Source organism: Burkholderia sola (assembly GCF_905400185.1).
GTDB classification, from domain to species: domain Bacteria; phylum Pseudomonadota; class Gammaproteobacteria; order Burkholderiales; family Burkholderiaceae; genus Burkholderia; species Burkholderia sola.
In genome coordinates this window covers 893016-914792 of record NZ_FR989677.1, presented here as the reverse complement: position 1 = coordinate 914792, position 21777 = coordinate 893016, and the positions used below count along the sequence as shown (strand labels likewise).

Sequence of the window (21777 nt, the reverse complement as noted above, 5' to 3'; positions counted from 1 at the left end):
CGATGTTTCGATCCCGGGGGTTCGTATGGCGTCGAGCCAGCGCACGGTCGATTTCATCGTCGAGCAGATCGCGGCGGCCGGTACGGTATCGGCCCGCAAGATGTTCGGCGAATACGGCGCCGCGCCACGCCGCGCGGCGGCCAGGCGTATTCTGTGACACATGCACGCGACCATCGTGCGCCAGGGAGTACCAACATGGAGACATCCGCATTGACGCGCGGCACGCGCCCGGCGCGCCGCGCATGGCATGTGCTCGTCGTGAGCCTGTGTGTCGGCTGGAGCGCGCTGTCGTTCGGCGCGGAAGGCGCGAGCGGCGCGGCCGCGCTGCTCGACCGCTACCGCAGCCTCGGGCCTCAGCTGAAGGACAACGCGTTTCACCGGCCCGTGGTGCTCGAATCGTCGGAAGCATCGTCGTCGCTGAAGGGCGACATCTATGCGGTCGTCGATTATCCGTTCGCGGCCGTGAACGGCCAGCTCAACGATCCCGCGCAAGGCCCCGCGAACTGGTGCGCGGTGCTGATCCTGCACCTGAACACCAAGTACTGTCATGCGTCGAGCGGCGGCAACGGCCCGGTGCTCGACGTGAACCTCGGCCGCAAGATCGAGCAAAAGCTGTCGGACACCTATCGCGTGCAGTTCCGCTATCGCGTGGCGGCCGCGACGCCCGATTATTTCCAGGTCGACCTGACCGCCGACAGCGGCCCGATGGGCACGAAGGATTACCGGATCGCGCTCGAGGCCGTGCCGGTCGGCGCGTCGCGCACGTTCCTGCATCTCACGTATTCGTATGGTTTCGGTACGGTCGGACGGATGGCGATGAAAACCTACCTCGCGACGGTCGGCAGCGACAAGGTCGGGTTCACGACCGTCGGCGCCGCGTCGGCCGGGCAGCCCCAGTACGTCGGCGGCGTGCGCGGGCTGCTCGAGCGCAACACGATGCGCTACTACCTTGCGATCGACACGTATCTCGCGACGCTCGACAAGCCGATCGACCAGCGCCTCGCGCGCTGGTTCGACGCGACCGAGCAGTATCCGCAGCAACTGCACGAAGTGGAGCGGGGCGCGTATCTGCAGATGAAAGCGCAGGAGGTGCAGCGGCAGCAGGCGGCGCGATGACGCCGCCTGTTGCCTGCTGCTCGGTGTCGATCAGTTCGACGCGCCGCCGACCGTGCGAATGCTGTGCCACTGCCCCTGTTCGACGCGGAACAGCGTGTAGGGCGGCTTGATCAGGTCGCCGCGCTCGTCGAACGAGATCTTGCCGGTCACGCCGGTGACCGACACGCCGGGCAGGCTCGCGACGATCTTGCCGCGATCGGGCGAGTCGGCCTTGCGAACCGCCGCGATCATCGCGAGCGCCGCGTCGTACGCGAACGGCGCATACAGCTCGACGTCCTGGTTGAAGCGCGCCTTGTAGTGCTTGTCGCGCTGCGCGAACGCGACGGCTGACGGCAGCTTGTCGAGCGCGGGGCCGGGCTCCAGATCCTGCGTGCCTTCGCCCGCGTGTCGAACGCGCGGAACTCGGGCTCGGCGTGCGCATCAATCTGGCACGTGCGGCTACGCGCGGCTACGTGTTCGATCGTGGACCGCATCGTGTGGCTCTCCCAACGAAAACCCTGCAGTAGTGCCCCCCAATTGCCTCGCCGGTACGGCGGCGTCCAGGCCGATCCGGCCGCCTCGTGCCGGCCAACCGACCGTCCGGCCATTTCATAAGACGTACAGTTTTCCCGTGATGCGCGATTCGGGCGGAACTGTACTCTTGTTCGCGCGTTCGATGTGTGTACCCGCCGCAAACTGTTCTTCTCTTAAGATCAAACCATCAAGTGCACAGTGCCGCAGATCCAGTTGATCCGGAACCCTGGCGGCGCATCTTCAAGAGAGAGCCAGTGCGATGGAAAAGGCAAAACCGGAGGGGAAGATCAGGAATCACGACGGCCCGGTCGGCGGGCGAAACACGAGCAACACGTGCGTATCGGACGCACACGGCGGGGCGGCGCGGCCGCGCGCGTCGGCGGGAGACGCACGATGAAACTCTATGAAAAACTCGCGGACGATATCGAGCGCCTGATCCGCCAGGGCGTGTACCGGCATGGCGACCGGATTCCGTCGGTGCGGCAGGCGAGCCAGCAGCACCGGATCAGCATCACGACGGTGCTGCATGCGTATCTGCTGCTGGAAAGCCGCGGGTTGCTCGAAAGCCGGCCGCAGTCGGGCTATTTCGTGAACCTGCGGCGCGACGACGGGCACGCGCCGGTGCGCGAACTGCGGCCGTCGAAGCCGATCGCGATCTCGTCGTCGGTCGACGTGAGCCGGCTCGTGCTGTCGACGCTGCGCTCGATCGGCACGGACGACGCGGTGCCGCTCGGCTCGCCGTATCCGGACCCGAGCCTGTTCCCGTTCGAGAAACTGAACCGCTACGCGTATGCGGCCGGCCGCGACAAGTCGCTGTGGGGCGTGACCGACGGGCTGCCGCCCGGCCATCCGCGGCTGATCCGGCAGATCGCGCGCCGCTACCTGGAGAACGGGATGTCGGTGGACCCGAACGAGATCATCGTGACGGTCGGCGCGACGGAGGCGATCAACCTGTGCCTGCAGGCGGTCGCGAAACCGGGCGACACGATCGCGGTGGAGTCGCCGACGTTCTACGCGATGCTGCACGCGATCGAGCGGATGGGGATGAAGGCGATCGAGGTGGCCACGCATCCGGAATACGGGATCGACATCGCGGCGCTGGCCGCGATCGCGAAGTCGCAGCCGATCGCCGCGTGCATGGTGATGCCGAACTTCCAGAATCCGCTGGGTTTCCAGATGCCGGACGAGCGCAAGCGCGAACTGGTTGAGTTCGCAACGAAGGCCGGCATGCCGATCATCGAGAACGGCGTATACAACGAACTGTATTTCGGCGATACGCATCCGAGTTCATTGAAATCCTACGACCGGACCGGGATCGTGCTGCATTGCTCGTCGTTCTCGAAGAGCCTGACGGCCGCGTACCGGATCGGCTGGGCGCTGCCGGGCCGTTATCGCGATCAGGTCGAGAAGCTGAAGTTCCTGAATACGCTCGCGACGCCGTCGTTGCCGCAACTGGCGATCGCGGAGTTTCTCGAGCGCGACGGCTACGAACATCACCTGCGGCGAATTCGCAAGGCGTATGCGCAGCAGGCGAACCTGATGCGCGCGATGGTGTCGCGGTTCTTTCCGGAAGGCACGCGCATGTCGAGCCCGGCGGGCGGGTACGTGCTGTGGGTCGAGTTGCCGGCGCAGGTCGATGCGATGCGGTTGTACCAGCTTGCGCTGGAGCAGGGGATCACGATCGGCCCGGGCTACATGTTTTCGATCACGGACAACTACCGGAACTTCATCCGGTTGAACTACAGCAGCCCGTGGTCGCCGGAGATCGAGCAGGCGGTGATCACGGTCGGGAAGCTGGCCGTGGCGTGCATGCGGTGAAGGGGCGCGGGCGGTACGTTGTGTTTCGATGACAAAGCCGGCCTCGTGCCGGCTTTGTTTTGGTTCCTCATGGTTTTCCGTGGACGTCGCTGGCCGACCCTGAGCGGTCAGCGGGATGTCCCCAAAGCGGTCGTTCGGTGGCGCACAATCGTACCGCCCTAGGACCGCAGCGGACCTTGTCGCCAACGTCCAAGTTTTATTAGACGGGGTACGAAAACGTCGAGATCTGAATAAACGGCTCGAGTTGCAATCGAAATCCGTAAGGCGGCGTATGTGTCTGGTCGTATCGCCCTCCGAATACCTTGGCAGCACAGAATTCGATATATGTCCGCTCATCGTCTCGCATGACACGCGCACCTGGACAATCCAACAAGTTGAGCCGAACAAGCGGCTCTGCACCCCTTGCATTGCCAAGCAAAATCTCAACGTCGCAATTGAGTGGCCATATAGTTAGACTCAAGAAAACGGAGCCTCTCGAAACGAGATACCGGTAGGAGATCCCATACTCTTCCTCGACTGGAGAGACTTCAAGTGCTTCAAGAAAATCCAACGGCTCCCACGAGAATGTCGGCATAGAGCTTCCTGTTGTATTGCAGCCGGGCGCCTGGGGTGGGCTCAGCGCTAGCGCATCTGGTCTTCATTTGGATTTCGCTCAGTTTGGTCGATGTCGTCGATCTAGGCTGCAGCGTCGAGCGACCGCTTTTGGATGCGGATTCAACCTCGGCAACTCGATATCGACACTCACATCAAAATACTTCGAACGAACACCAGGCGGGCACAAACTGCTCAAAGACAAAAAAGTCGTCGATGTATGTTAGCCCAAGCCGTTCCAATGACTTCGTGCACTCATCGGCCGCATCGCCGCCGAAGAACGGGCCAAGCGACAAGAGGCTATCGGATTCGTCAAAATATTCCCGAAAATTGAATTCGACCATGACCGTCGATAGGTCGACATTCTTGGCTGCTAGCGCAGCCCGCCGGACAACGATTCCGAAATCTCTCGAAACTTTCATCGATATTGACCAAACGTAAGCGGGTACTGCCGATTGTCGGCGATCTAGTCCGTATGGTCGAGTGTCTGAAACTGGCCGACAGCGGAATCATGCGTTTTGTATCGCTGGACGAGCGAGCATCTAGGCAGCAGTGGCCTGAACAAGACGCAGGCCCCATCCAGTTTGCAACGTACCGTCTTCGCTTTGCATGGGCGCGAACGCCGACAACAGTTCACTTTTGAACTGTACGCGCGCCGCTTCCGACATCCGGTCGGCGTCGTAGGTGTCCAGCATGTCCAACCACAGCTGCTCGGGTGTAGGTGCCCAGTCGATTTCGATGTCTTCAAAAGCCACATCAACAAAATCGGGCTTTAATAGTTCTTGCCACCCCGCTTCACTACGTGTGCGCGCATCACCGAGCCGCAACTCTGTGAGCTGATCCTTCGCGATTGGCTTGAAGATGTCCAAAAATACTTCGCCGACCTTGCCAGTCAAAAAGCTCCGCCCGACGATAGCGGAAAAGCTGCCGCCGTCACGCAATACCCGGCGAATCTCTCGAACAACTTGTTCGATATCGTCCATCAACATGAGAGCCATGTGCGACAGCACGTAGTCTACCGAGCCGCTACCGAGCGACACTTCTTGTGCACGCTCGTTAAGCAATCGTATTTCGTGCGGCAATATTCGCCGAGCCAGGCTCAACTCGCCATCGCTCATGTCTATGCCAATTAGCTTCGTTGCTGCATGCCCCCTGTCGTTCAGAATTTGCAGCAATGGCCCATCACCACATGCCAGATCGAGCACAGTCCGCGACATCGCGTCATTCGGTACACGATTCGCCAGTGCGTGATAGGAGGAGGGGTATGCTGCCTGCGCAGATCGTGCAGGTCGATTACCGTAGGCTCGACGCGTTGCTCCTGCCCGGCGGCAGTGAAAATCTTTCAAATATATTTCTGCGTACGAGGTCATTCTCGCGCCATTCGATTGTTCGCTAATTGGGAGCACTCGTGACTCTAGAGCCTGAACCCCAAGCGGATTGTCGACGAACCAGACCACGATGTCGAACATCTCAAAATGACCGGCAGCCGACGTTCCTCCCCGACTCTCGCCGGGAATCCGTGAAGAACCTTTGTTTTTCCACGCCGGCGCCGATGACCGCGTTCGCGCTCGATCCATCGAGCGCGGCGAAACGACTGCATGCAAGCGCGCAACCCCGCGCGTCGCGTCATCCCCCCGTCACCGGCGGAAAGAACGCGACCTCGCTATCCTCCCGCACGACGAAGTCCCCGGTCACCATTTCGAGGTTCACGGCCGCCCGCACGGGGCGGTCCATCCGCAGCGCGTCCGCGCTGCGCGCGTCGCGGGCGGCCAGCGTGCCGCGTAGCGCGTCGACGGTGAGTTCGCGGGCATCGATCTCGACGGCTTCTTCATCGATTGCCAGTTGTTCGCGAATGCTTGCGAAGTATTTGATCGTCAGTTTCATTGGATTGTCTTCAAAAGGAACAGCGGAATCGGAGACACGAAGCGAACGCAATCACCCCCAGCGTCGCATCGCCTGGTCGTCGTGCGCCTTTGCCTCGACCCACCCGGATTCCCCGTCGTGCCGAATCTCCTTCTTCCAGAACGGCGCATGGGTCTTCAGGAAATCCATCAGGAATTCGCACGCATCGAACGCGGACGCGCGATGCGCGGCGGCCACCACGACCAGGACGACCGGCTGGCCGAGCGGAATGCGGCCGACGCGGTGCACGATCCTGACCGCTTCGAGCCGCCAGCGCGCGCTCGCTTCCTCGACGATGCTCCACAGCGCCTGTTCGGTCATCGTCGGGTAATGCTCGACTTCCAGTGCGACGACGTCGTCGACATCGCCTTCCTTGCGTACCACCCCAAGAAAATTCACGACCGCACCGACATTCGGATTGCGAACGATCGGTGCGAGCTCCGCGCCCGCGTCGATCGGCGCATGCTGCACGCGTACTTCGAAGCCGGCGGCAATCGCGGGCGCCGATTCGGGCTGAGTGCCGGCCGCATCGACGGGCGGCGCGGGGTTGCCGGCATGCAGCGGATCGTCCGGCAGCCCGGCGCGGGATTCGGTGAAAGTCGTCATGACAGGTTCTCCAGTAGGCGGCGCATCCGGTGTCGCGCGGCGGCCCTTCAGCCGCCGACGAGCGACATGCGCACGGTCGGATAGGTCTTGCCCGGCGCGCGGGCCGGCCGTGCGGCCCGGCGCTCGGAATAGCGGTCGTCGCGCCGCGTCCAGGGTTCGCGCACGGCGGTGGCGAGCTCGGCGATCGACGCCGCATCGTCGAGCCACGGCCGCAGGTCGGCACCCTGCGTCGCGAACAGGCACGTATAAAGCTGGCCGTCGGCCGACACGCGGGCGCGCGAGCACGTGCCGCAGAACGGATGCGACACGCTCGCGATGAAGCCGACTTCGCCTGCTCCATCGATGTGCGCGCAACGAATCGCGGTGGCGTCGTGCCCCGGCTCGCCGACGAGCACGAGCGGATAGTGCGCGTCGATCAGTTCGCGCATCCGCGCGGCCGGCACGACCTTGTCGCCGGACCAGAAGCTGGCGCCGCCGACGTCCATGTATTCGATGAAACGCACGGCCACGCCCGTGTGCCGGAAGTGCCGCACGAGCGGCAGGATCTGGTCGTCGTTCACGCCGCGCTCGATCACCGCGTTGACCTTGACCGGCGCGAGCCCGGCCGCGTGCGCGGCCTCGATGCCGGCCAGCACGCGCGACACCGGCACGTCGGCGTCGCTCATCCGGCGGAACACAGTGTCGTCGAGCGCATCGAGGCTCACGGTCACGCGCGACAGCCCCGCGTCGCGCAGCGTGCGCGCCTTCGCGGCGAGCAGCGAGCCGTTGGTCGTCAGTGCGATTTCGACGGGCTTGCCGTCGACGGTCGTCAGCGCGGCGAGCCGTTCGATCAGCGCTTCGAGGTGACGGCGCAGCAGCGGCTCGCCGCCCGTGATGCGGATCTTCTCGACGCCGAGCGATGTGAACGCGCGGGCGATCTTTTCCAGTTGCGCGAACGACAAGCGCTCGGACGACGGCATGAACGCGTAGTCGGCGCCGAAGCTTTCGCGCGGCATGCAGTAGCCGCAGCGGAAATTGCACTGGTCGATGACGGACAGGCGCAGGTCGCGCAGCGGACGGCCGAGCGTGTCGGACGGGCGGAGGAAAGCACCGGGCGATGCGTCGCCGGATGAAACGGCGGCGGCCGGCGCGGCGGAAACGATGGCATTCACGATCGGGTCGTCGGCCTGCATGTAGTAAGCGGAGGGGCGTCGCCGCTCGGCCGTGCGTGTGCCGACGTATCGGCGCACAGGTCGTGACGAGCCTCATCGTGAGCATAGTCCGCCGGGTTGGGCCGGCAGAGACACAATCGCGCCCGAATCGCAGGAATACAGTTCGCCGCCCGGGACGCGCGCCAGGCGCGGCAAGTGAGGCGAACGCGCCGTATCGGGTGGAGAGTCGACTTCACGCTCATGCGAGCCAGCGCGCGAATTCGTAGTACGGAACCGCGTCGCCGCGCGCGATGGTGCGCCCGGCCGGCAGCCGCGCGAGCCCGCTTGCCTGCACCAGCGACTGCAGCGTGCCGGCGCCTTGCTGACGCAGCGTATCGAGCACGGGCGCACCGTTTGCGTCCACCGTACAGCGCACGCGCACGAAGCGCTCGCGCTGCGCATCCGGCTCGAAGCCGGTGTCGATCGGCAGCGACGGCACGACCGGCACGCACGCGTCGCGACCCTGCAGGCGGCGGATCAGCGGCGCGACGAACAGTGCGAACGTCGTCATCGCGGCGCCCGGATTGCCGGGCAGCAGCACGACGGGCCGCGTATCGAGCCGTGCGAGCGCGACCGGCTTGCCGGGCTTCATGCGCACGCCGGCGACGACGAACGACGCGCCGAGCGCGGCCAGCGTGGGGCGCAGCAGGTCCTTGTCGCCGACCGACGCGCCGCCGACGCAGATCACGAGGTCGCACTGCGCGTGCAGGTCGCGCAGCGCCCGATCGACGGCGGCCGCCGTATCGGCCGCGTGCACGCTCATCGCGACGTCGGCGCCGGTTCCCGCGACCAGCGCGGCGAGCATCGGCGCATTGCTGTTGTAGATCTGCTGCGGCGCGCGCGGCTCGCCGCACGCGACCAGCTCGTCGCCGGTCGTCAGGATGCCGACGCGCAACGCCGCGCGCACGTCGATCCGCGCGAACCCCTGCGCGGCGGCCACGCCGACGTGCATCGCGCCCATTCGCACGCCGGCCGGCACGAGCAGCTCGCCGGCACGCACTTCCTCGCCGCGGCGGCGAATGTGCGACCCGCTGCGCTGGGGCACGTCGAACGTGACACCGCCGTCCTGTTCGTGCGCATGCTCCTGCATCACGACGGTGTCGGCGCCGGGCGGAATCAGGCTGCCGGTGAAGAGGCGCGCAGCCGTGCGCGGCGCGAGCGGCGCCGGCGTATCGCCTGCATAGCAGCGCTGCGCGACACGCAGCGGCTCGCCGTGCGCGAGGTCCGCATGACGCACGGCGTAGCCGTCCATCGCGCTATGGTCGGCGGGCGGCTGGTCGAGCACGGCCGTCAGCGGCGCGGCCAGCACGTGGCCGGCCGCTTGCGCGATCGGCACGGACCGGGTGCGATCGAGCGGCGCGAACGCACCGGCGAATTGCTGCTGCGCGGTATCGAAATCGGACAGGTGCTTCATGACGAATGGGCCGGGTGCGCCGGTGAGTTGAAGGAAGCGACCGCGGGCGACACGTATTCGACGAAGCCGTCGTTGCGGCAGAAACCGAGCAGCCGCACGCCGGCTTCGCGGGCGACGTCGATCGCGAGCGCCGTCGGCGCCGAGATCGTCGCGATCATCGGGATGCCGACCCGCGCGGCCTTGCGCACCAGTTCGTAGCTCGCGCGGCTCGACAGGAACACGAAACCCGCGTGCAGGTCGGCGCGGCGGCGCGCGCGCTGCCCGATCAGCTTGTCGAGTGCGTTGTGGCGGCCGACGTCCTCGCACACGTCGAGCACGGCGCCGTTGTTATCGCACCACGCGGCCGCATGGATGCCGCCGGTCTCGCGCATCAGCGTCTGCCGCGCCGGCAACGCACGCGCGGCGCGCGCGATCGCGTCGCCGCCGATGCCCGCGGCCGTGCCGGCGGCCGCGATCCGTGGCGGGTGCAGGTCGAGCTGCGCGATGCTTTCGATGCCGCACACGCCGCAGCCGGTGCGGCCGGCCAGCGCGCGGCGGTGGGCCTTCAGCGCCATGAACGCCTGCTGCGACACGGTCAGCCGCACTTCGGCGCTGCCGGGCCGGCACTCGCTTTCGATGTCGAAGACGTCCGACGCGCGCTCGACGATGCCTTCGCTCAGCGCGAAGCCGAGGCCGAACGCGTCGAGGTCGATCGGCGTCGCCATCATGACCGTGTGCGAGATGCCGTTGAACACGAGCGCAACCGGGGTTTCGTCGACGACGCGATCGACGGTGTCGAGCGCGTCGCCGGCGCGATGGCGCGTCACCCGACACGCGGTGCTGCCGGTCGGATCGTCGCGGCGGATGCAGGACTCCATGCAGGTTTCTCCAGGGCGGGGCGGCCGGGCCCGGCGTGTGCGCCGAACCACGGGAATCGACGCCGCCGGGCGGGCGGCGAAGGGCGCGCGACCGCCGCGGGCAGGCGTTGGACAACATGTTAAGTGGAGTGAACAGTGCGCCCGGGATACAGCGCCGCCACACGAAAAGCAGTACAGCTGAGCGTCCCGTCGGCATGGTAACTATTTTCCGTGCACACATCTTCGGCGGTGCAAGCAGCACAGTTTCAGCGCACGTTCGATTGATTGCGAGTATCGTTGCAAACGCGATATCGTCGTTCACGCTTCGATGCCGTGCGAGCCGCCGTTCGGGTTCGCATGTGTCGTCGCCAAGCCGTCGCGCGATTTCCTGCTTCGAGCGTACGTCCTCACAACCACGAGCAAATTACGGTCATGGAAATCTTCGATGCGTTCCATCTCGCCCGATTGCAATTCGCATTCACGGTGTCGTTCCACATCGTGTTCCCCGCGATCAGCATCGGCATGGCGAGCTTCCTGGCGGTGCTGGAATGGCGCTACCTCGTCACCGGCGACGCCGCCTACAAGTCCATGTTTCAGTTCTGGTCGAAGATCTTCGCGATCGGCTTCGGGATGGGCGTGGTCTCCGGCGTCGTGATGGCGTACGAGTTCGGCACCAACTGGTCCGGGTTCTCGCGCGTCGCGGGCAACATCACCGGGCCGCTGCTCACGTACGAAGTGCTGACGGCGTTCTTCCTCGAAGCCGGCTTCCTCGGCGTGATGCTGTTCGGCTGGCAGCGCGTGAGCCCACGTGCGCACTTCTTCGCGACGCTGATGGTCGCGGTCGGCACGCTGATCTCGACGTTCTGGATTCTCGCGTCGAACAGTTTCATGCAGACGCCGCAAGGCTACAAGATCGAGAACGGCCTCATCGTGCCGGTCGACTGGTTCAAGATCATCTTCAACCCGTCGTTTCCGTATCGTCTCGCGCACATGACGATCGCGGCGTTCATCGTCGCGGGCTTCATCGTCGCCGCCTGCGGTGCGTGGCACCTGCTGAAGGGGCGCCGCGACGAGCCGGTGAAGCGCAGCTTCTCGATGGCGCTGTGGATGCTGCTGGTGCTCGCGCCGATCCAGATCTTCGTCGGCGACGCACACGGGCTGAACACGCGCGAATACCAGCCGGCGAAGATCGCGGCGATCGAGGGGCTGTGGGAAACGGAGAAGGGCGGCACCGCGCTGAACCTCGTCGGGCTGCCCGACATGCAGGCCGAAACCACCCGCTATGCGATCCAGGTGCCGCACCTCGGCAGCCTGATCCTCACGCACAGCTGGGACGGCGAGATCCGCGGGCTGAAGGAATTCGCGCCGCAGGACCGCCCGTATTCGCCGATCATCTTCTGGACTTTCCGGATCATGGCCGGCCTCGGGATGCTGATGCTGCTGACCGCGCTGCTCGGGCTGCTGCTGAGAAAGGGCGGACGCCTGTACGAGACGCGCTGGTTCCAGTGGTTCGTGGTCGCGATGGGCCCGTCGGGCATCGTCGCGCTGCTGGCCGGCTGGATCACGACCGAGGTCGGGCGGCAGCCGTGGACCGTGTACGGCGTGCTGCGCACCGTCGATTCGGTCGCGCCGCTCACCGCGCAACAGGTCGGCGTGTCGCTGCTGATCTTCGTGGTCGTGTATTTCCTCGTATTCGGAACGGGTATCTACTACATGATGAAACTGATGAAGCGCGGGCCGGCTGCGCAGGCCGGCTACATCGAGCTGCACCGGCATCCGGGGCTGCGCAAGAGCGCGCTGTCCACGCCGCTGAACGTGACGGAGGCGGAGTAATCATGCATATCGATCTTCCTGTCGTGTGGGCCGCGATCATCGGCCTCGGCGTATTCATCTACGTGATGCTGGACGGCTTCGATCTCGGCATCGGGCTGCTGTTTCCGTTCTTCGATGCGAAGGCCGAGCGCCAGGTGATGCTCGACACCGTCGCGCCGGTGTGGGACGGCAACGAGACGTTCCTCGTGCTCGGCGGCGCGGGCCTCTATGGCGCGTTCCCGGTCGTGTATTCGACGCTGCTGCCGGCGAACTACCTGCCGCTGGTGCTGATGCTGGTCGGGCTGATCTTCCGCGGCGCGGCGTTCGAGCTGCGCGCGAAAGCGACCCGCACGCAGCACATGTGGGACCTCGCGTTCATCGGCGGCTCGGCGCTCGCCGCGTTCTGCCAGGGGATCGTGCTCGGTTCGCTGCTGCAGGGCATCAAGATCGAGAACAACCAGTTCGCGGGCGGGCCGTTCGACTGGCTGTCGCCGTTCAGCATGATGTGCGGGATCGGCGTGCTCGTCACCTATGCGACGCTCGGTTGCGGCTGGCTGATCCTGAAGGTCGACGGCGAACTGCAGCGCAAGATGCGGTTGCTGATGAAGCCGCTCACGGGCGTGCTGCTCGCGGTGATGGGCGTGGTCAGTCTGTGGACCGTGATCGGGCTGCCGGCCGTCGCGCACCGCTGGTTCGGCAGCGGCAACCTCGGCTGGTTCCTGCCGGTGCCGATCCTCGTCGTCGCATGCGTATGGGGCATCTTCTACGCGGTGAAGCGTGCGCACGAGGCCACGCCGTTCCTGCTGACGCTCGCGCTCGTGTTCCTCGGCTACACGGGGCTCGTGATCAGCATCTGGCCGAACATCGTGCCGCCGTCGCTGTCGATCTGGGATGCGTCGTCGAGCCATTCGAGCCAGTTGTTCGCGCTCGTCGGCACCGTGATCGTGCTGCCGATCATCCTCGTGTACAACGCGATGCAGTACCGCGTGTTCCGCGGCAAGGTGCGCGAGGGCGACATCGGCTATCACTGAGCGGCACGGCACTCGATGCGAAAGCGGCCCGCCACGCGCGGGCCGTTGCACATCAGGTGCGGGCGCAACGGGTTGCGTATTCCGGTTCCCTATTCCTTTGCCAGTCGAGAAAACATCATGATCGTCCGACCACGACAGAACTGGCTCCGGATGCTGTTCGTATGGAACGGCTCCGTGCTGCAGTCGATCATTCCGCAGCTCGTGTTCATGGCGATCGTCAGCACGCTGGCGGTCTTCACGAACGGCCGAATCTTCGGCGAGAAGATTCCGCTGAACACCGCGCCGTTCACGCTGTTCGGGCTCGCGCTCGCGATCTTCCTCGGGTTTCGCAACAACGCGAGCTTCGAGCGCTTCAAGGAGGCGCGGCATCTGTGGGGCAACCTGCTGATCGCCGCACGCGCCGTGACGTCGCAACTGCATCGCTACCTGCCCGACAACGTGAGCGACGCCGAGCGCAACCGGCTCGCCGATCTGCTGATCGCGCTCGCGTATGCGCTGAAGCATCAACTGCGCCATACCGATCCGAGCGCGGACCTGCAGCGCATTCTCGGCGCGGAGCGCACGGCCGCGCTCGGCGGCAAATGCTACAAGCCGGTCGCGATCCTCGACGAACTGCGCGGCGGCATCGTGCGTGCGCTGGGGCGCGCACCAGGCAGCGACGCGACCTGCTGGATGTTCGAGACGCAACTCGACGCACTCGGCAAGTCGGTCGGCGGTTGCGAGCGCATCCAGTCGACGCCGATCCCGTTTTCGTACAGCGTACTGCTCCATCGCACCGTGTATGCGTATTGCGTGCTGCTGCCGTTCGGGCTCGTCGATTCGACGGAGTTCTTCACGCCGCTGATCTGCGTGTTCATTTCCTACACGCTGATCGCGCTCGAGGCGATCGCGAACGAAGTGGCCGAGCCGTTCGGCCTTGCGCCGAATGCGCTCGCGCTCGATGCGATCACGCGCACGATCGAGCGGTCGGTGCTCGAACTCGGCGATCGGCCGATGCCCGAGGAATTCGTGCCGGCGTCGACGTATCAGATCACGTAGGCGGCGGGGTCGGTAGTGTAGTCGTCGGTAAGGTTGCTCGGCCCGAGCGGGGGCGGTTGTGTAGACTCGTGCTCGTTCAATGGAGCCCACACCATGCAACTGCTTGATCATGTGTCGATCGGCGTGCCGGATATCGACCAGGCACGCCCTTTCTACGATGCCGTCATGGCTGCGCTGGGCGCAGCCAAGATCTATGACCGGCCCAATGCGCTCGGCTATGGCGAACGTTGCAGCGCGAATGACCCGGAGTCGACCTTCTTGGCGGTGTATCTGGATCCCGCCGAAGTCGGCGCGAGCAAGCGGCACTGGTGTTTCAAGGCCGCTTCCCGCGAGCAGGTGCATGCGTTTTTCGAGGCAGGGCTTGCGACGGGCGGCCAGTCCGACGGTGAACCCGGATTGCGGCCGCAGTACCACGGCGACTACTACGCGGCTTTTCTGATCGATCCGGCCGGCAACCGGATCGAGGCCGTGTGTCACGCGGCGGCCGCGGAGCGGGAGCGGTCGTGACGGCGCCGCTCAATCGAAATACGTCAGCCCCATCGCCCCCTTCACCTCCGCGAGCGTCGCCCCCGCCACTTCCCGCGCATGCAGCGTGCCGCGCTTCAGGATCGCCATCACTTCGGCCTTGTCCGCTTCGAACTCGCGGCGGCGCGTGCGGATCGGCTCGATCAGCGCCTGCAGCCGCTCGTTCAGCACGCGCTTGACGACGCTGTCGCCGAGGCCGCCGCGGCGATAGTGGGCCTTCAACTCGTCGACCTTCGCCACGTCCGGTTCGAACGCATCGAGGAACGTGAACACGACGTTGCCTTCGACCTGGCCGGGGTCGCTCACGCGCAGGTGGTTCGGGTCCGTATACATGTCCTTCACGGCCTGCGCGATCTCGTCCGGCGTCGAGCCGAGCGTGATCGCGTTGCCGAGCGACTTGCTCATCTTCGCCTTGCCGTCGATGCCCGGCAGCCGCGTGACCGACGACAGCACGGCCTCGCATTCGACCAGCACCGGCTTATCGACGGTCGCGTTGAAGCGGCGCACGAGTTCGTTGGTCTGCTCGATCATCGGCAACTGATCGTCGCCGACCGGCACGTGCGTCGCCTTGAACGCGGTGATGTCGGCCGCCTGGCTCACCGGGTAGGTCAGGAAGCCGGCCGGGATGTCGCGCTCGAAGCCGCGCAGGCGGATTTCTTCCTTGATGGTCGGATTGCGTTCGAGGCGCGCGACCGTGACGAGGTTGAGCAGGTATTGCGACAGCTCGGCGAGTTCGGGCACCTGCGACTGCACGACGATCGTCGAGATCGCCGGATCGATGCCGACGGCGAGATAGTCGAGCGCGACCTCTATCACGTTCTCGGTGACGCGCTGGCGGCGGCCCATGTTGTCGGTCAGCGCCTGCGTATCGGCGAGCAGCAGGAATTGCGTCGCGTCGTGCTGCATCTGCACGCGCGCGCGCAGCGAGCCGATGTAGTGGCCGAGATGCAGCGGGCCGGTCGTGCGGTCGCCGGTGAGGATGGTCGGGCGGGTGGGGTGTGTCATGGTCGTCGTTGGCTCCGGGTTATCGAAGCCGCCAGCCATGATGTCATCGCAGAAACGCAAATGCCGCCATCGCTGGCGGCATCACGTTTGGGACATGCAAAAGGAAACGGGCCGCCTGGGTCAGGCGCGCCACCAGCAATGCACGATCGGCGAGGCGGGTCGGGTTTCCATCGCGGCAGTATAGCGTAGTGCGCGGGCGGACGTGCGCGTCAGCGGATCACCGACTCCATCGCGAGGTACGCGGTTTCGGCGGACGGCCACAACAGGTATAGCAGGCCGGCCATCAGCAGCCACGCGCCGGCGCGTACGAGCGGCGTGCGGTCCTTGTCGCGAGGGGGATGGGTGGGCTGCTTCGATTTCTTCATGCTTGCAGGCGCGGGTGCGCCACTCCAACGGTTACTGCAACGGGTCGCGCGAGGCGAGCCGGGGTGTTGCGGGAATGGGTCAACGAGACTTCCCGTGGGCAGGGTGTCCGGAATCTCAAAAAGGGTTCGATCGTATATTCTGAAACGCATCTCGTGCGAAGCGATGCGCATGCTACCAGTTCGGGGCGGTATGCATGGTCAAGGATTGTAGGGCAATGGTCGGAATGGATGGCGTCGCGTCCATTCTACGGGCCGAGGCCCGGGTGCTTCCCGGCTGGGTGCGAATGCCGGTGGCCAATGAAATCGCTCGGAAAAACCGGAGGGATATTCCGGTCTCGCGTGCTCACACCATAATAAGCGCGCGACAATGTGTTCCCTTTTCTTACGTGGGTGTTCGACATCGTGCGAAATCAGTTACGTTCGACTGCTGCCAGCCGCATTGGCTTCACGCAATTGGTTTCTGTTTTCCTGATCTTCACGAGTACAGCCTGTTCGAAGGGAGATACTCTTCCGCGGAACATGTCGCTGACTGCCTTCAATCCGCATCGCGGGGCATTTGAGTGCAGGCATGAAGCTGCCGTGGTTCCTCCTGTCGATCCGGACGCCGATCGCTGGAATCAGCAGGCCATGGCGCTGACCAGTTCGCTGTTGTGGCCGAACCAGCGCGATTACAAGGGCGCGGTCGATTTGTGGACGAAAGCGGCCGAGCGCAAGCACTGGAAGGCCATGCTGAATCTGGCGAATGCGTACGCGCAGGGGCAGGGCGTGGAGCGTGATTCGGAACATGCGATTCAGATCACCGAACAGGCGATGAAGCTGGGTATTCCGGCCGCCTACGATCTGATGGGCACGTATCACATGGACGGAATGGGCGTGAAGCAGGATGCCAGCCGCGCGTACGCATTCTGGCAACTGGCCGCCGATATGGGCAGCCCGAGTTCGATGGCGTATCTGGGCGGCAAGATGGATGCGCTCTATGACGACCCGAAGGCGGGCTTCTGGGGCAACCGCAAGATCGCCCTGCGGATGCTTGAATGTGCGGTCGCGCAAGGCAACGGACTTGCTGCATATGAATTGGGAACGACGATCGTGGGCGATCGAGCCGAATTGAGCGAGAACAACGAACGCGCGCTCAAGACGCTGCATGAAGGCGTGAAATTCGGCAATGCCCAAAGTGCGGCCTATCTGTTCGGTGCGTTCGACGATGGCGATCCCGTGGTCGGCAATGTGAAGGATCGGGCCCGTGCCGAGCGCTACAGTGTCCTGGCCGATCGCCTCGACCGAGACCCCGACCTGCGTCTGCCGAATCTGGACAAGGTCGTGCCGCTGCCGCCCGCCAAGCTGCCCAAGTGGGACGGGAACAAGGAGACGTTGATCGACGCGGCGAAAGCAGTGACGTCCGTGCCGGTGTCGCCGGTCAAACCCGCGTCGCATCCCGTGTCGTAGCGTACGGGCCGCGCACATGTGCCCGGTGGCCAGACGCTGCCGGAGAAGCCGCAGGTCGCTGTTCCTCAGCAGATGGAAACGACGGCGGCCCCTGTCGGCGGTTACCCGCTCACCTGACACCCGCCGCCCTCGCGCGGTGCCGACCGACTTCACATCTCCCTCGCACGGTTCGTCCTTGCAGCAGTCCTGCCGAATTTCCGGCAAGGCCGTCGCACATCCCTTTCCCGGAGAACCCCATGCGATATCCGTTGCAGCACGCCGATCAAGCCGCCGTGGCGCGGCGTCCATCCAACCCCGAACCGCACGTACCCGTGTCGCGCGTGAACCTCGAGGAGGTGTGAGCCATGAGCAACGAAGCACTCGACCCGCTGCTGCGGCAGCTCGCGGAGAAGCGACTCGGACGGCCTCTCGAGCCCGCCGACGAACAGGCGCTGCTGGAGCGGCTGTCGGGCCGGCAAGGAAACGCGTCGGCGCCCGCTGCCGGCCCGGCCGCGCAGGCGAGCACCGCGAACGCGCCCTTGCCGCAGTTCAAAACCCGGCAAGAGGCGCGCCAACAGATCAAGCATTTTCTGCAGCTCAACCAGCAAAAGGCGTACGAGAAGATGCGCGGTATCCTGCAGACGATCGACACGCAGAACGAGACGACGCTCGGCATGCTGGCGTCGGAGCAACGGAAAGTATCGGGCGTACTCGACGCGCACGAGCCGGCCGGGGATGCGCAGGCATCCGGCGCAGCCGGAATCCAGGACAGCACCCGCGAGGCGATGACGATGATCGGCGAACAGCTGACGAGCATGATCCGGCAGGAAATCGAAACATGCTTCCGGCAATACGGCGATGCGCTCGCCGAAGGGCTCGCCGAACGGCTCGCCGTCAGGCTCGACGCGATGGAGGACCGGTTGCGCAGCATCGTCGCCGGCCCGGTCGAACCCACCGAACCCACCGCTGCCGTTCACGATACGCGCGGCCCAGCGTCCATGGATTAGCACGCGGGTCATTCGGCCGACAGCGGAACCGGCCGGCTCGATGTGCGACCTCTCAACTACGTGAACCAAGGAGCAACAAATGGCTGAAACGTGTCAAGTGTGCCAGGTCAATCCCGCGATTACCGATGCGGTCACACAGGTCAACGTCAAGGTGGTCGCGGAAGCGCCGGCAATGGCGATGGGCTCGCTGTACCAGGCCCAGAGCCATTCGCTCAGCATCCTGTTCGAGAACGCGGTGCAGCAGCAGTCGCAGGCCGCGATCCAGTCGCAAACGTCGACGAACGTGGGGACGATGCAGCTCTACACGATCGGGCCGGAAAGCGCGGGCGCGGCCGCCACGGAAATCGGCGCGAACGGGATCATTTCCATTCTGGCCGACGTGATCGCGATCGGGAAGGCAGTCAAGGGCTGACGCACGATCGCAACGCCGTGGTTGAGCGGCGGCGCAAGCGGTGCGAACCGCCGATGCCGCCGCCGTGCCGCGCGGTGTTCCGGAGCAATCGACAGAACGGGCAGCGCCGATTCGATGCGGCGCCCGTTCGCAAATCAGGAGAAATACGATGCCTATCGGTGTAGACGACCCGAAAGACGAGAAGGACCCGAAAGACCCCTGCAACTGCACGACATGCGCGGTCAACGCCGCGATCACCGACGCGGTCACGCAGACCAACGTCAAGGTGGTCGGCGAAGCGCCTGCGATGGCAACGGGCTCGCTGTACCAGGCCCAGAGCCATTCGCTGAGCGTGTTGTTCGAGAACGCGGTGCAGCAGCAGTCGCAGGCCGCGGTGCAACTGCCGACCTCGACGAACGTTGGCACAATGCAGCTGTACACGCTCGGGCCGGCGAGCGCCGGCGCGTCCGCGACGGAAATCGGCTCGAACGGCGTGCTGTCCGTGCTGGCCGACGTGCTCGCGCTCGGCAAGGCGCTGGCCTGACGCGTCACTGGCGCGGACGCCGGGCGGTGGCTCCCATCGGGCGCTGCCGCCCGGCGTCGGACGCCGTGTCGACCTGCCCGCGCAAGCGGGCCCCGGTGCCGCGTATCGGCGCCGACCGACCTATTCATGCTTTCGCCGTGACAGCGCCGCAGCGGCGAGCCAACCAGGAGCAACGACATGCCGGAACAGGTTTCTCCCGCGATGACCGACGCGGTCACGCAAGCCAACGTCAAGGTGGTGGGCGAAGCGCCCGCCGTGGCCTTGGGCACGCTCATGCAGTCGAACAGTCATGCGTCCGCGATCCTGCTGCACAACGCCGTGCAGATGCAGGCGAACCAGGCGATGTCCAACCTTGCCGCGACGACCGTCGGCGTCATGCAGCTCTATGCCGGGTCGCCGGCGGCAGCGGCGGCTGGCGCGGCGCGCTCGGCGAACGACAGCGTTGCGTCGCAACTGGCCGCGGTCGCGCAGTTGATGAACGCCATCGGCCACTGGCGCGGCTGACCTGCGCGACGCGCGGCCCCCACCCGCGCAGGCGGCTTTCGTCCGCCGACGGCACCGCCCGGCTCACGGGCGTGCCGGCCTTCAATTGGCGTCGACGATCGTCCGGAGCTGCTCCGGTTTCTCGATCGTCACACCATGCTCGTGCAGCCGGATCAGGCCGTCGCGCTGCATCTTCTGCAGGCTGCTGTTCAGTCGCGGCCGGCTGACGTTGAGCATCGCCGCGAGGATGCTCTGGTTCTCCGGCAGCGGCACCTCGAGACCGTCCCCTTGCATGCGGTTCAGCAGATGGCGCGCGAGCCGGGCTTCGACGCGGTACAGGCATGCCGATTCGACGAAATCGCTCAACTGCTGGATATGCCGGCACAGCTGCTCATGGATGCGTCCCATGAATTCCGCGTTCGCCAGCAGCGGCGTGAAGTACTGGCGATGCAACACCGAAATGCGGCAGTCGGGGCTCAACTGGGCGGTGAAGTTGCGCCGGTGTGCGCGAATCAGCGTGTTTTCGCCGATGAGTTCGCCGGGCATCGAGTGGCCGAGAATGATCTCGCGCCCGCCGGGTTCGTGCAGCGTCTTGTAGACGCGGCCGCGATGCACGAACGCGACGAAATCCCCCGGATCGCCCTTGAAGAACAACAGGCGATTGCCGTGTTCGGGCCAGGGCGTGGCATGCCGCTCGATATGGACGATCAGACTTTCCGGGAGACCGGCGAGTATCGGTATGTTGCGCAACGTTGGAGCGTGGGCAAGGGCAGGCATGTTTTCCGCGCGAGGTTGTTTGACGATGCGGCCACCTAGCGAAAAACGCTGCCTTCGGCATGGCGTGAAGAATGCATAACGAAAATATCGGGATAATCGGCGGGCCGTCCCGATATGGCGGCACGTCGGCGACAACGGCGCATGGCTGCGCGACGTGGACTGCCTTGTGCCGGCTCGCGAACGCTGCGCGACGGCAGTCGTTTTCTTTCATCGCAATGCCGTAATTCAGGCCGGGCGACGCACCTGAAACGACGGATCGGAGTATGCCGGGGGATTAATGTTTCTGTTCACAATAATCAAGAAAATTTACCGGTTCCGATTATCGTTATAGCGGTGTTACGCGGGTAACAGCGCCATTCCCGGGATCGAATCGATTCTGTGTTTTCCAAAGAAAAGGAAGACACGGGATGACAACCTCGAACCAGCACGCTGCCGCCGCGCCCGAGTCTCCGGCGCAGCAGCTCGATCGCACGTGGCGCGAAATGCAGGGGAAATTGCGGCGTCGCGCGCGCCTGTTGTGCAAGGGCGATATTCACCGCGCCGACGAATTGCTGTCCGACACCGCCCTCAAGGTCCACATTTACCTGCAGCGTTCGCCCGGGCGCGTTCAGAACCTGGCCGGGTTTCTCTTCCTGGTGCTGAACCACGCGTTCCTCGATGGCGCGCGCCGCCGCCTGCGCGAAAGCGGCATGCTCGAATTCGACCCGGCGTGGGACGACGATCACGCCGTCGAGCTGGCCGGCCACGCGCCGTCGGTCGAGCAGCAACTGCTGCTGCGGCAACAGCTGCTGCGTCTCGAACAGGCGCTGTCGGTGCTCTCGCCGCAGCAGCAGATGCTGTTCACGCTGAAGTTCGAGGAGGACCGGCCGTATTTCCACATCGCCGCGACGCTCGGGATCAACGAGCCGCTGGCCAGAAAGCGCGTCGAGCTGCTGCGCAAGAAGTTGCGCGAGGAACTCGCGTGAGCGCGTTCACGAATGCCGGCACGCAGCGTTCCTAACGGCATGCGCGGGGTCGATGGCCTGCCGGCCCGCCCGTTCCTTCAATCGCATGCCGGAGCCGAGATCCGAGGAGGCCTCGTGGCAGACAAAGTCAATGAGCAGATTACCGATGCGCTGACGCAGACCAACGTCAACGTCGTCGCGGGCTCGCCGGCCCAGGCGCTGGGCATGCTTTACCAGATGTTCAGCCAGGCCGTCGGCATCTCGGCGCAGAACATGACCCAGCAGCAGGCGGCGTTGAACCAGATTTCGAACGCCGTCGTGTCGAAGGCCGTGGCGATGATCCTGTCCGTCGAGGCATCGCCGAAGCCGGCATCGGGCGGCGCGTCGCTGCCCGCGGCGGGCGGGTCGCCGACGGGTTCCACGCACTAGGACACGACGACTATC

The 21777-nt window shown here is 65.0% G+C and carries 23 protein-coding genes and 2 pseudogenes; 14 read left to right on the top strand and 11 right to left on the bottom strand.

The window, feature by feature from the left end; all coding sequences use genetic code 11:
- Positions 1–25: 25 nt before the first annotated feature.
- Both KR541_RS36985 and KR541_RS34230 read left to right on the top strand, forming a co-directional pair.
- Positions 26–118, top strand: a pseudogene (locus tag KR541_RS36985) (TfoX/Sxy family protein); the annotation flags it as partial.
- Positions 119–195: 77 nt separating this feature from the next.
- Positions 196–1116, top strand: a complete 921-nt coding sequence (locus KR541_RS34230; protein WP_216090151.1) for a hypothetical protein — start codon at positions 196–198, stop codon at positions 1114–1116.
- Positions 1117–1146: 30 nt separating this feature from the next.
- On the opposite strand, the pseudogene KR541_RS34225 reads toward KR541_RS34230, so the two are convergent.
- Positions 1147–1503 (bottom strand): annotated as a pseudogene (locus KR541_RS34225) (ABC transporter substrate-binding protein); the annotation flags it as partial.
- 519 nt (positions 1504–2022) lie between these two features.
- On the opposite strand from KR541_RS34225, the gene KR541_RS34220 reads away from it, so the two are divergent.
- Positions 2023–3447 carry an aminotransferase-like domain-containing protein gene (locus KR541_RS34220; protein ID WP_089490305.1) on the top strand — a complete coding sequence of 475 codons (1425 nt, stop codon included), beginning with the start codon at positions 2023–2025 and terminating at the stop codon, positions 3445–3447.
- A gap of 746 nt (positions 3448–4193) precedes the next feature.
- On the opposite strand, the gene KR541_RS34215 is transcribed toward KR541_RS34220, so the two are convergent.
- The 7 genes from KR541_RS34215 to fdhD form a co-directional block, all read right to left on the bottom strand.
- Positions 4194–4460, bottom strand: coding sequence for a hypothetical protein (locus KR541_RS34215; protein WP_124631038.1), 267 nt, complete (start codon positions 4458–4460; stop codon positions 4194–4196).
- 120 nt (positions 4461–4580) lie between these two features.
- Positions 4581–5507 (bottom strand): class I SAM-dependent methyltransferase, encoded by a 927-nt coding sequence (locus tag KR541_RS34210; protein WP_235356222.1) that lies wholly within the window; start codon positions 5505–5507, stop codon positions 4581–4583.
- A gap of 157 nt (positions 5508–5664) precedes the next feature.
- Positions 5665–5922 carry a molybdopterin converting factor subunit 1 gene (moaD, locus tag KR541_RS34205; protein WP_050014048.1) on the bottom strand — a complete coding sequence of 86 codons (258 nt, stop codon included), beginning with the start codon at positions 5920–5922 and terminating at the stop codon, positions 5665–5667.
- 51 nt (positions 5923–5973) lie between these two features.
- Positions 5974–6546, bottom strand: a complete 573-nt coding sequence (locus KR541_RS34200) for a molybdenum cofactor biosynthesis protein MoaE (protein ID WP_050014047.1) — start codon at positions 6544–6546, stop codon at positions 5974–5976.
- 47 nt (positions 6547–6593) lie between these two features.
- Positions 6594–7718 carry a GTP 3',8-cyclase MoaA gene (gene moaA, locus KR541_RS34195; protein WP_216090150.1) on the bottom strand — a complete coding sequence of 375 codons (1125 nt, stop codon included), beginning with the start codon at positions 7716–7718 and terminating at the stop codon, positions 6594–6596.
- Between the two features lie 217 nt (positions 7719–7935).
- A complete protein-coding gene (locus KR541_RS34190; protein WP_213346733.1) occupies positions 7936–9150 on the bottom strand; it encodes a molybdopterin molybdotransferase MoeA in 1215 nt (404 codons plus the stop codon).
- Positions 9147–10007 carry a formate dehydrogenase accessory sulfurtransferase FdhD gene (gene fdhD / locus KR541_RS34185; RefSeq protein ID WP_050014044.1) on the bottom strand — a complete coding sequence of 287 codons (861 nt, stop codon included), beginning with the start codon at positions 10005–10007 and terminating at the stop codon, positions 9147–9149. The genes KR541_RS34190 and fdhD overlap by 4 nt, the downstream gene beginning before the upstream one ends.
- Before the next feature lie 411 nt (positions 10008–10418).
- Between fdhD and KR541_RS34180 the strand changes: the two genes are divergently transcribed.
- The 4 genes from KR541_RS34180 to KR541_RS34165 all read left to right on the top strand — a co-directional run bounded on the left by KR541_RS34180 (position 10419) and on the right by KR541_RS34165 (position 14374).
- Positions 10419–11819, top strand: a complete 1401-nt coding sequence (locus tag KR541_RS34180; protein ID WP_050014043.1) for a cytochrome ubiquinol oxidase subunit I — start codon at positions 10419–10421, stop codon at positions 11817–11819.
- Positions 11820–11821: 2 nt separating this feature from the next.
- On the top strand, positions 11822–12829 hold the full coding sequence (gene cydB, locus KR541_RS34175) for a cytochrome d ubiquinol oxidase subunit II (protein WP_050014042.1): 1008 nt from the start codon (positions 11822–11824) through the stop codon (positions 12827–12829).
- A 117-nt stretch (positions 12830–12946) separates the two neighbouring features.
- Positions 12947–13867 carry a bestrophin family protein gene (locus KR541_RS34170; protein ID WP_050014041.1) on the top strand — a complete coding sequence of 307 codons (921 nt, stop codon included), beginning with the start codon at positions 12947–12949 and terminating at the stop codon, positions 13865–13867.
- 93 nt (positions 13868–13960) lie between these two features.
- Complete coding sequence (locus KR541_RS34165) at positions 13961–14374, top strand: VOC family protein (protein ID WP_204384591.1); 414 nt, start codon at positions 13961–13963, stop codon at positions 14372–14374.
- Between the two features lie 9 nt (positions 14375–14383).
- On the opposite strand, the gene trpS is transcribed toward KR541_RS34165, so the two are convergent.
- Both trpS and KR541_RS34155 read right to left on the bottom strand, forming a co-directional pair.
- Positions 14384–15397, bottom strand: a complete 1014-nt coding sequence (trpS, locus tag KR541_RS34160) for a tryptophan--tRNA ligase (RefSeq protein WP_124655199.1) — start codon at positions 15395–15397, stop codon at positions 14384–14386.
- A 209-nt stretch (positions 15398–15606) separates the two neighbouring features.
- Entirely contained in the window at positions 15607–15762 is a 156-nt protein-coding gene (locus KR541_RS34155; RefSeq protein ID WP_175975294.1) for a hypothetical protein, read from the bottom strand.
- 390 nt (positions 15763–16152) lie between these two features.
- On the opposite strand from KR541_RS34155, the gene KR541_RS34150 reads away from it, so the two are divergent.
- The 5 genes from KR541_RS34150 (at position 16153) to KR541_RS34130 (ending at position 19633) form a co-directional block, all read left to right on the top strand.
- Positions 16153–17208 carry a tetratricopeptide repeat protein gene (locus KR541_RS34150; RefSeq protein WP_252996715.1) on the top strand — a complete coding sequence of 352 codons (1056 nt, stop codon included), beginning with the start codon at positions 16153–16155 and terminating at the stop codon, positions 17206–17208.
- A gap of 344 nt (positions 17209–17552) precedes the next feature.
- Positions 17553–18194 (top strand): hypothetical protein, encoded by a 642-nt coding sequence (locus KR541_RS34145; RefSeq protein WP_216090149.1) that lies wholly within the window; start codon positions 17553–17555, stop codon positions 18192–18194.
- Between the two features lie 79 nt (positions 18195–18273).
- On the top strand, positions 18274–18606 hold the full coding sequence (locus KR541_RS34140; RefSeq protein WP_050014037.1) for a RebB family R body protein: 333 nt from the start codon (positions 18274–18276) through the stop codon (positions 18604–18606).
- 148 nt (positions 18607–18754) lie between these two features.
- A complete protein-coding gene (locus KR541_RS34135) occupies positions 18755–19129 on the top strand; it encodes a RebB family R body protein (RefSeq protein ID WP_089490310.1) in 375 nt (124 codons plus the stop codon).
- A gap of 177 nt (positions 19130–19306) precedes the next feature.
- The gene (locus KR541_RS34130) at positions 19307–19633 is read left to right on the top strand and encodes a RebB family R body protein (RefSeq protein ID WP_050014036.1); all 327 of its coding nucleotides are present in this window, start codon (positions 19307–19309) and stop codon (positions 19631–19633) included.
- 81 nt (positions 19634–19714) lie between these two features.
- Here the strand turns inward: KR541_RS34130 and KR541_RS34125 are convergent, their stop codons facing one another.
- A complete protein-coding gene (locus KR541_RS34125) occupies positions 19715–20389 on the bottom strand; it encodes a Crp/Fnr family transcriptional regulator (protein ID WP_050014035.1) in 675 nt (224 codons plus the stop codon).
- Positions 20390–20796: 407 nt separating this feature from the next.
- On the opposite strand from KR541_RS34125, the gene KR541_RS34120 reads away from it, so the two are divergent.
- Together KR541_RS34120 and KR541_RS34115 are read left to right on the top strand one after the other, a co-directional pair.
- Positions 20797–21354 (top strand): RNA polymerase sigma factor, encoded by a 558-nt coding sequence (locus KR541_RS34120; RefSeq protein ID WP_050014034.1) that lies wholly within the window; start codon positions 20797–20799, stop codon positions 21352–21354.
- A gap of 114 nt (positions 21355–21468) precedes the next feature.
- Positions 21469–21762 carry a RebB family R body protein gene (locus KR541_RS34115; protein WP_050014033.1) on the top strand — a complete coding sequence of 98 codons (294 nt, stop codon included), beginning with the start codon at positions 21469–21471 and terminating at the stop codon, positions 21760–21762.
- Positions 21763–21777 lie beyond the last annotated feature (15 nt).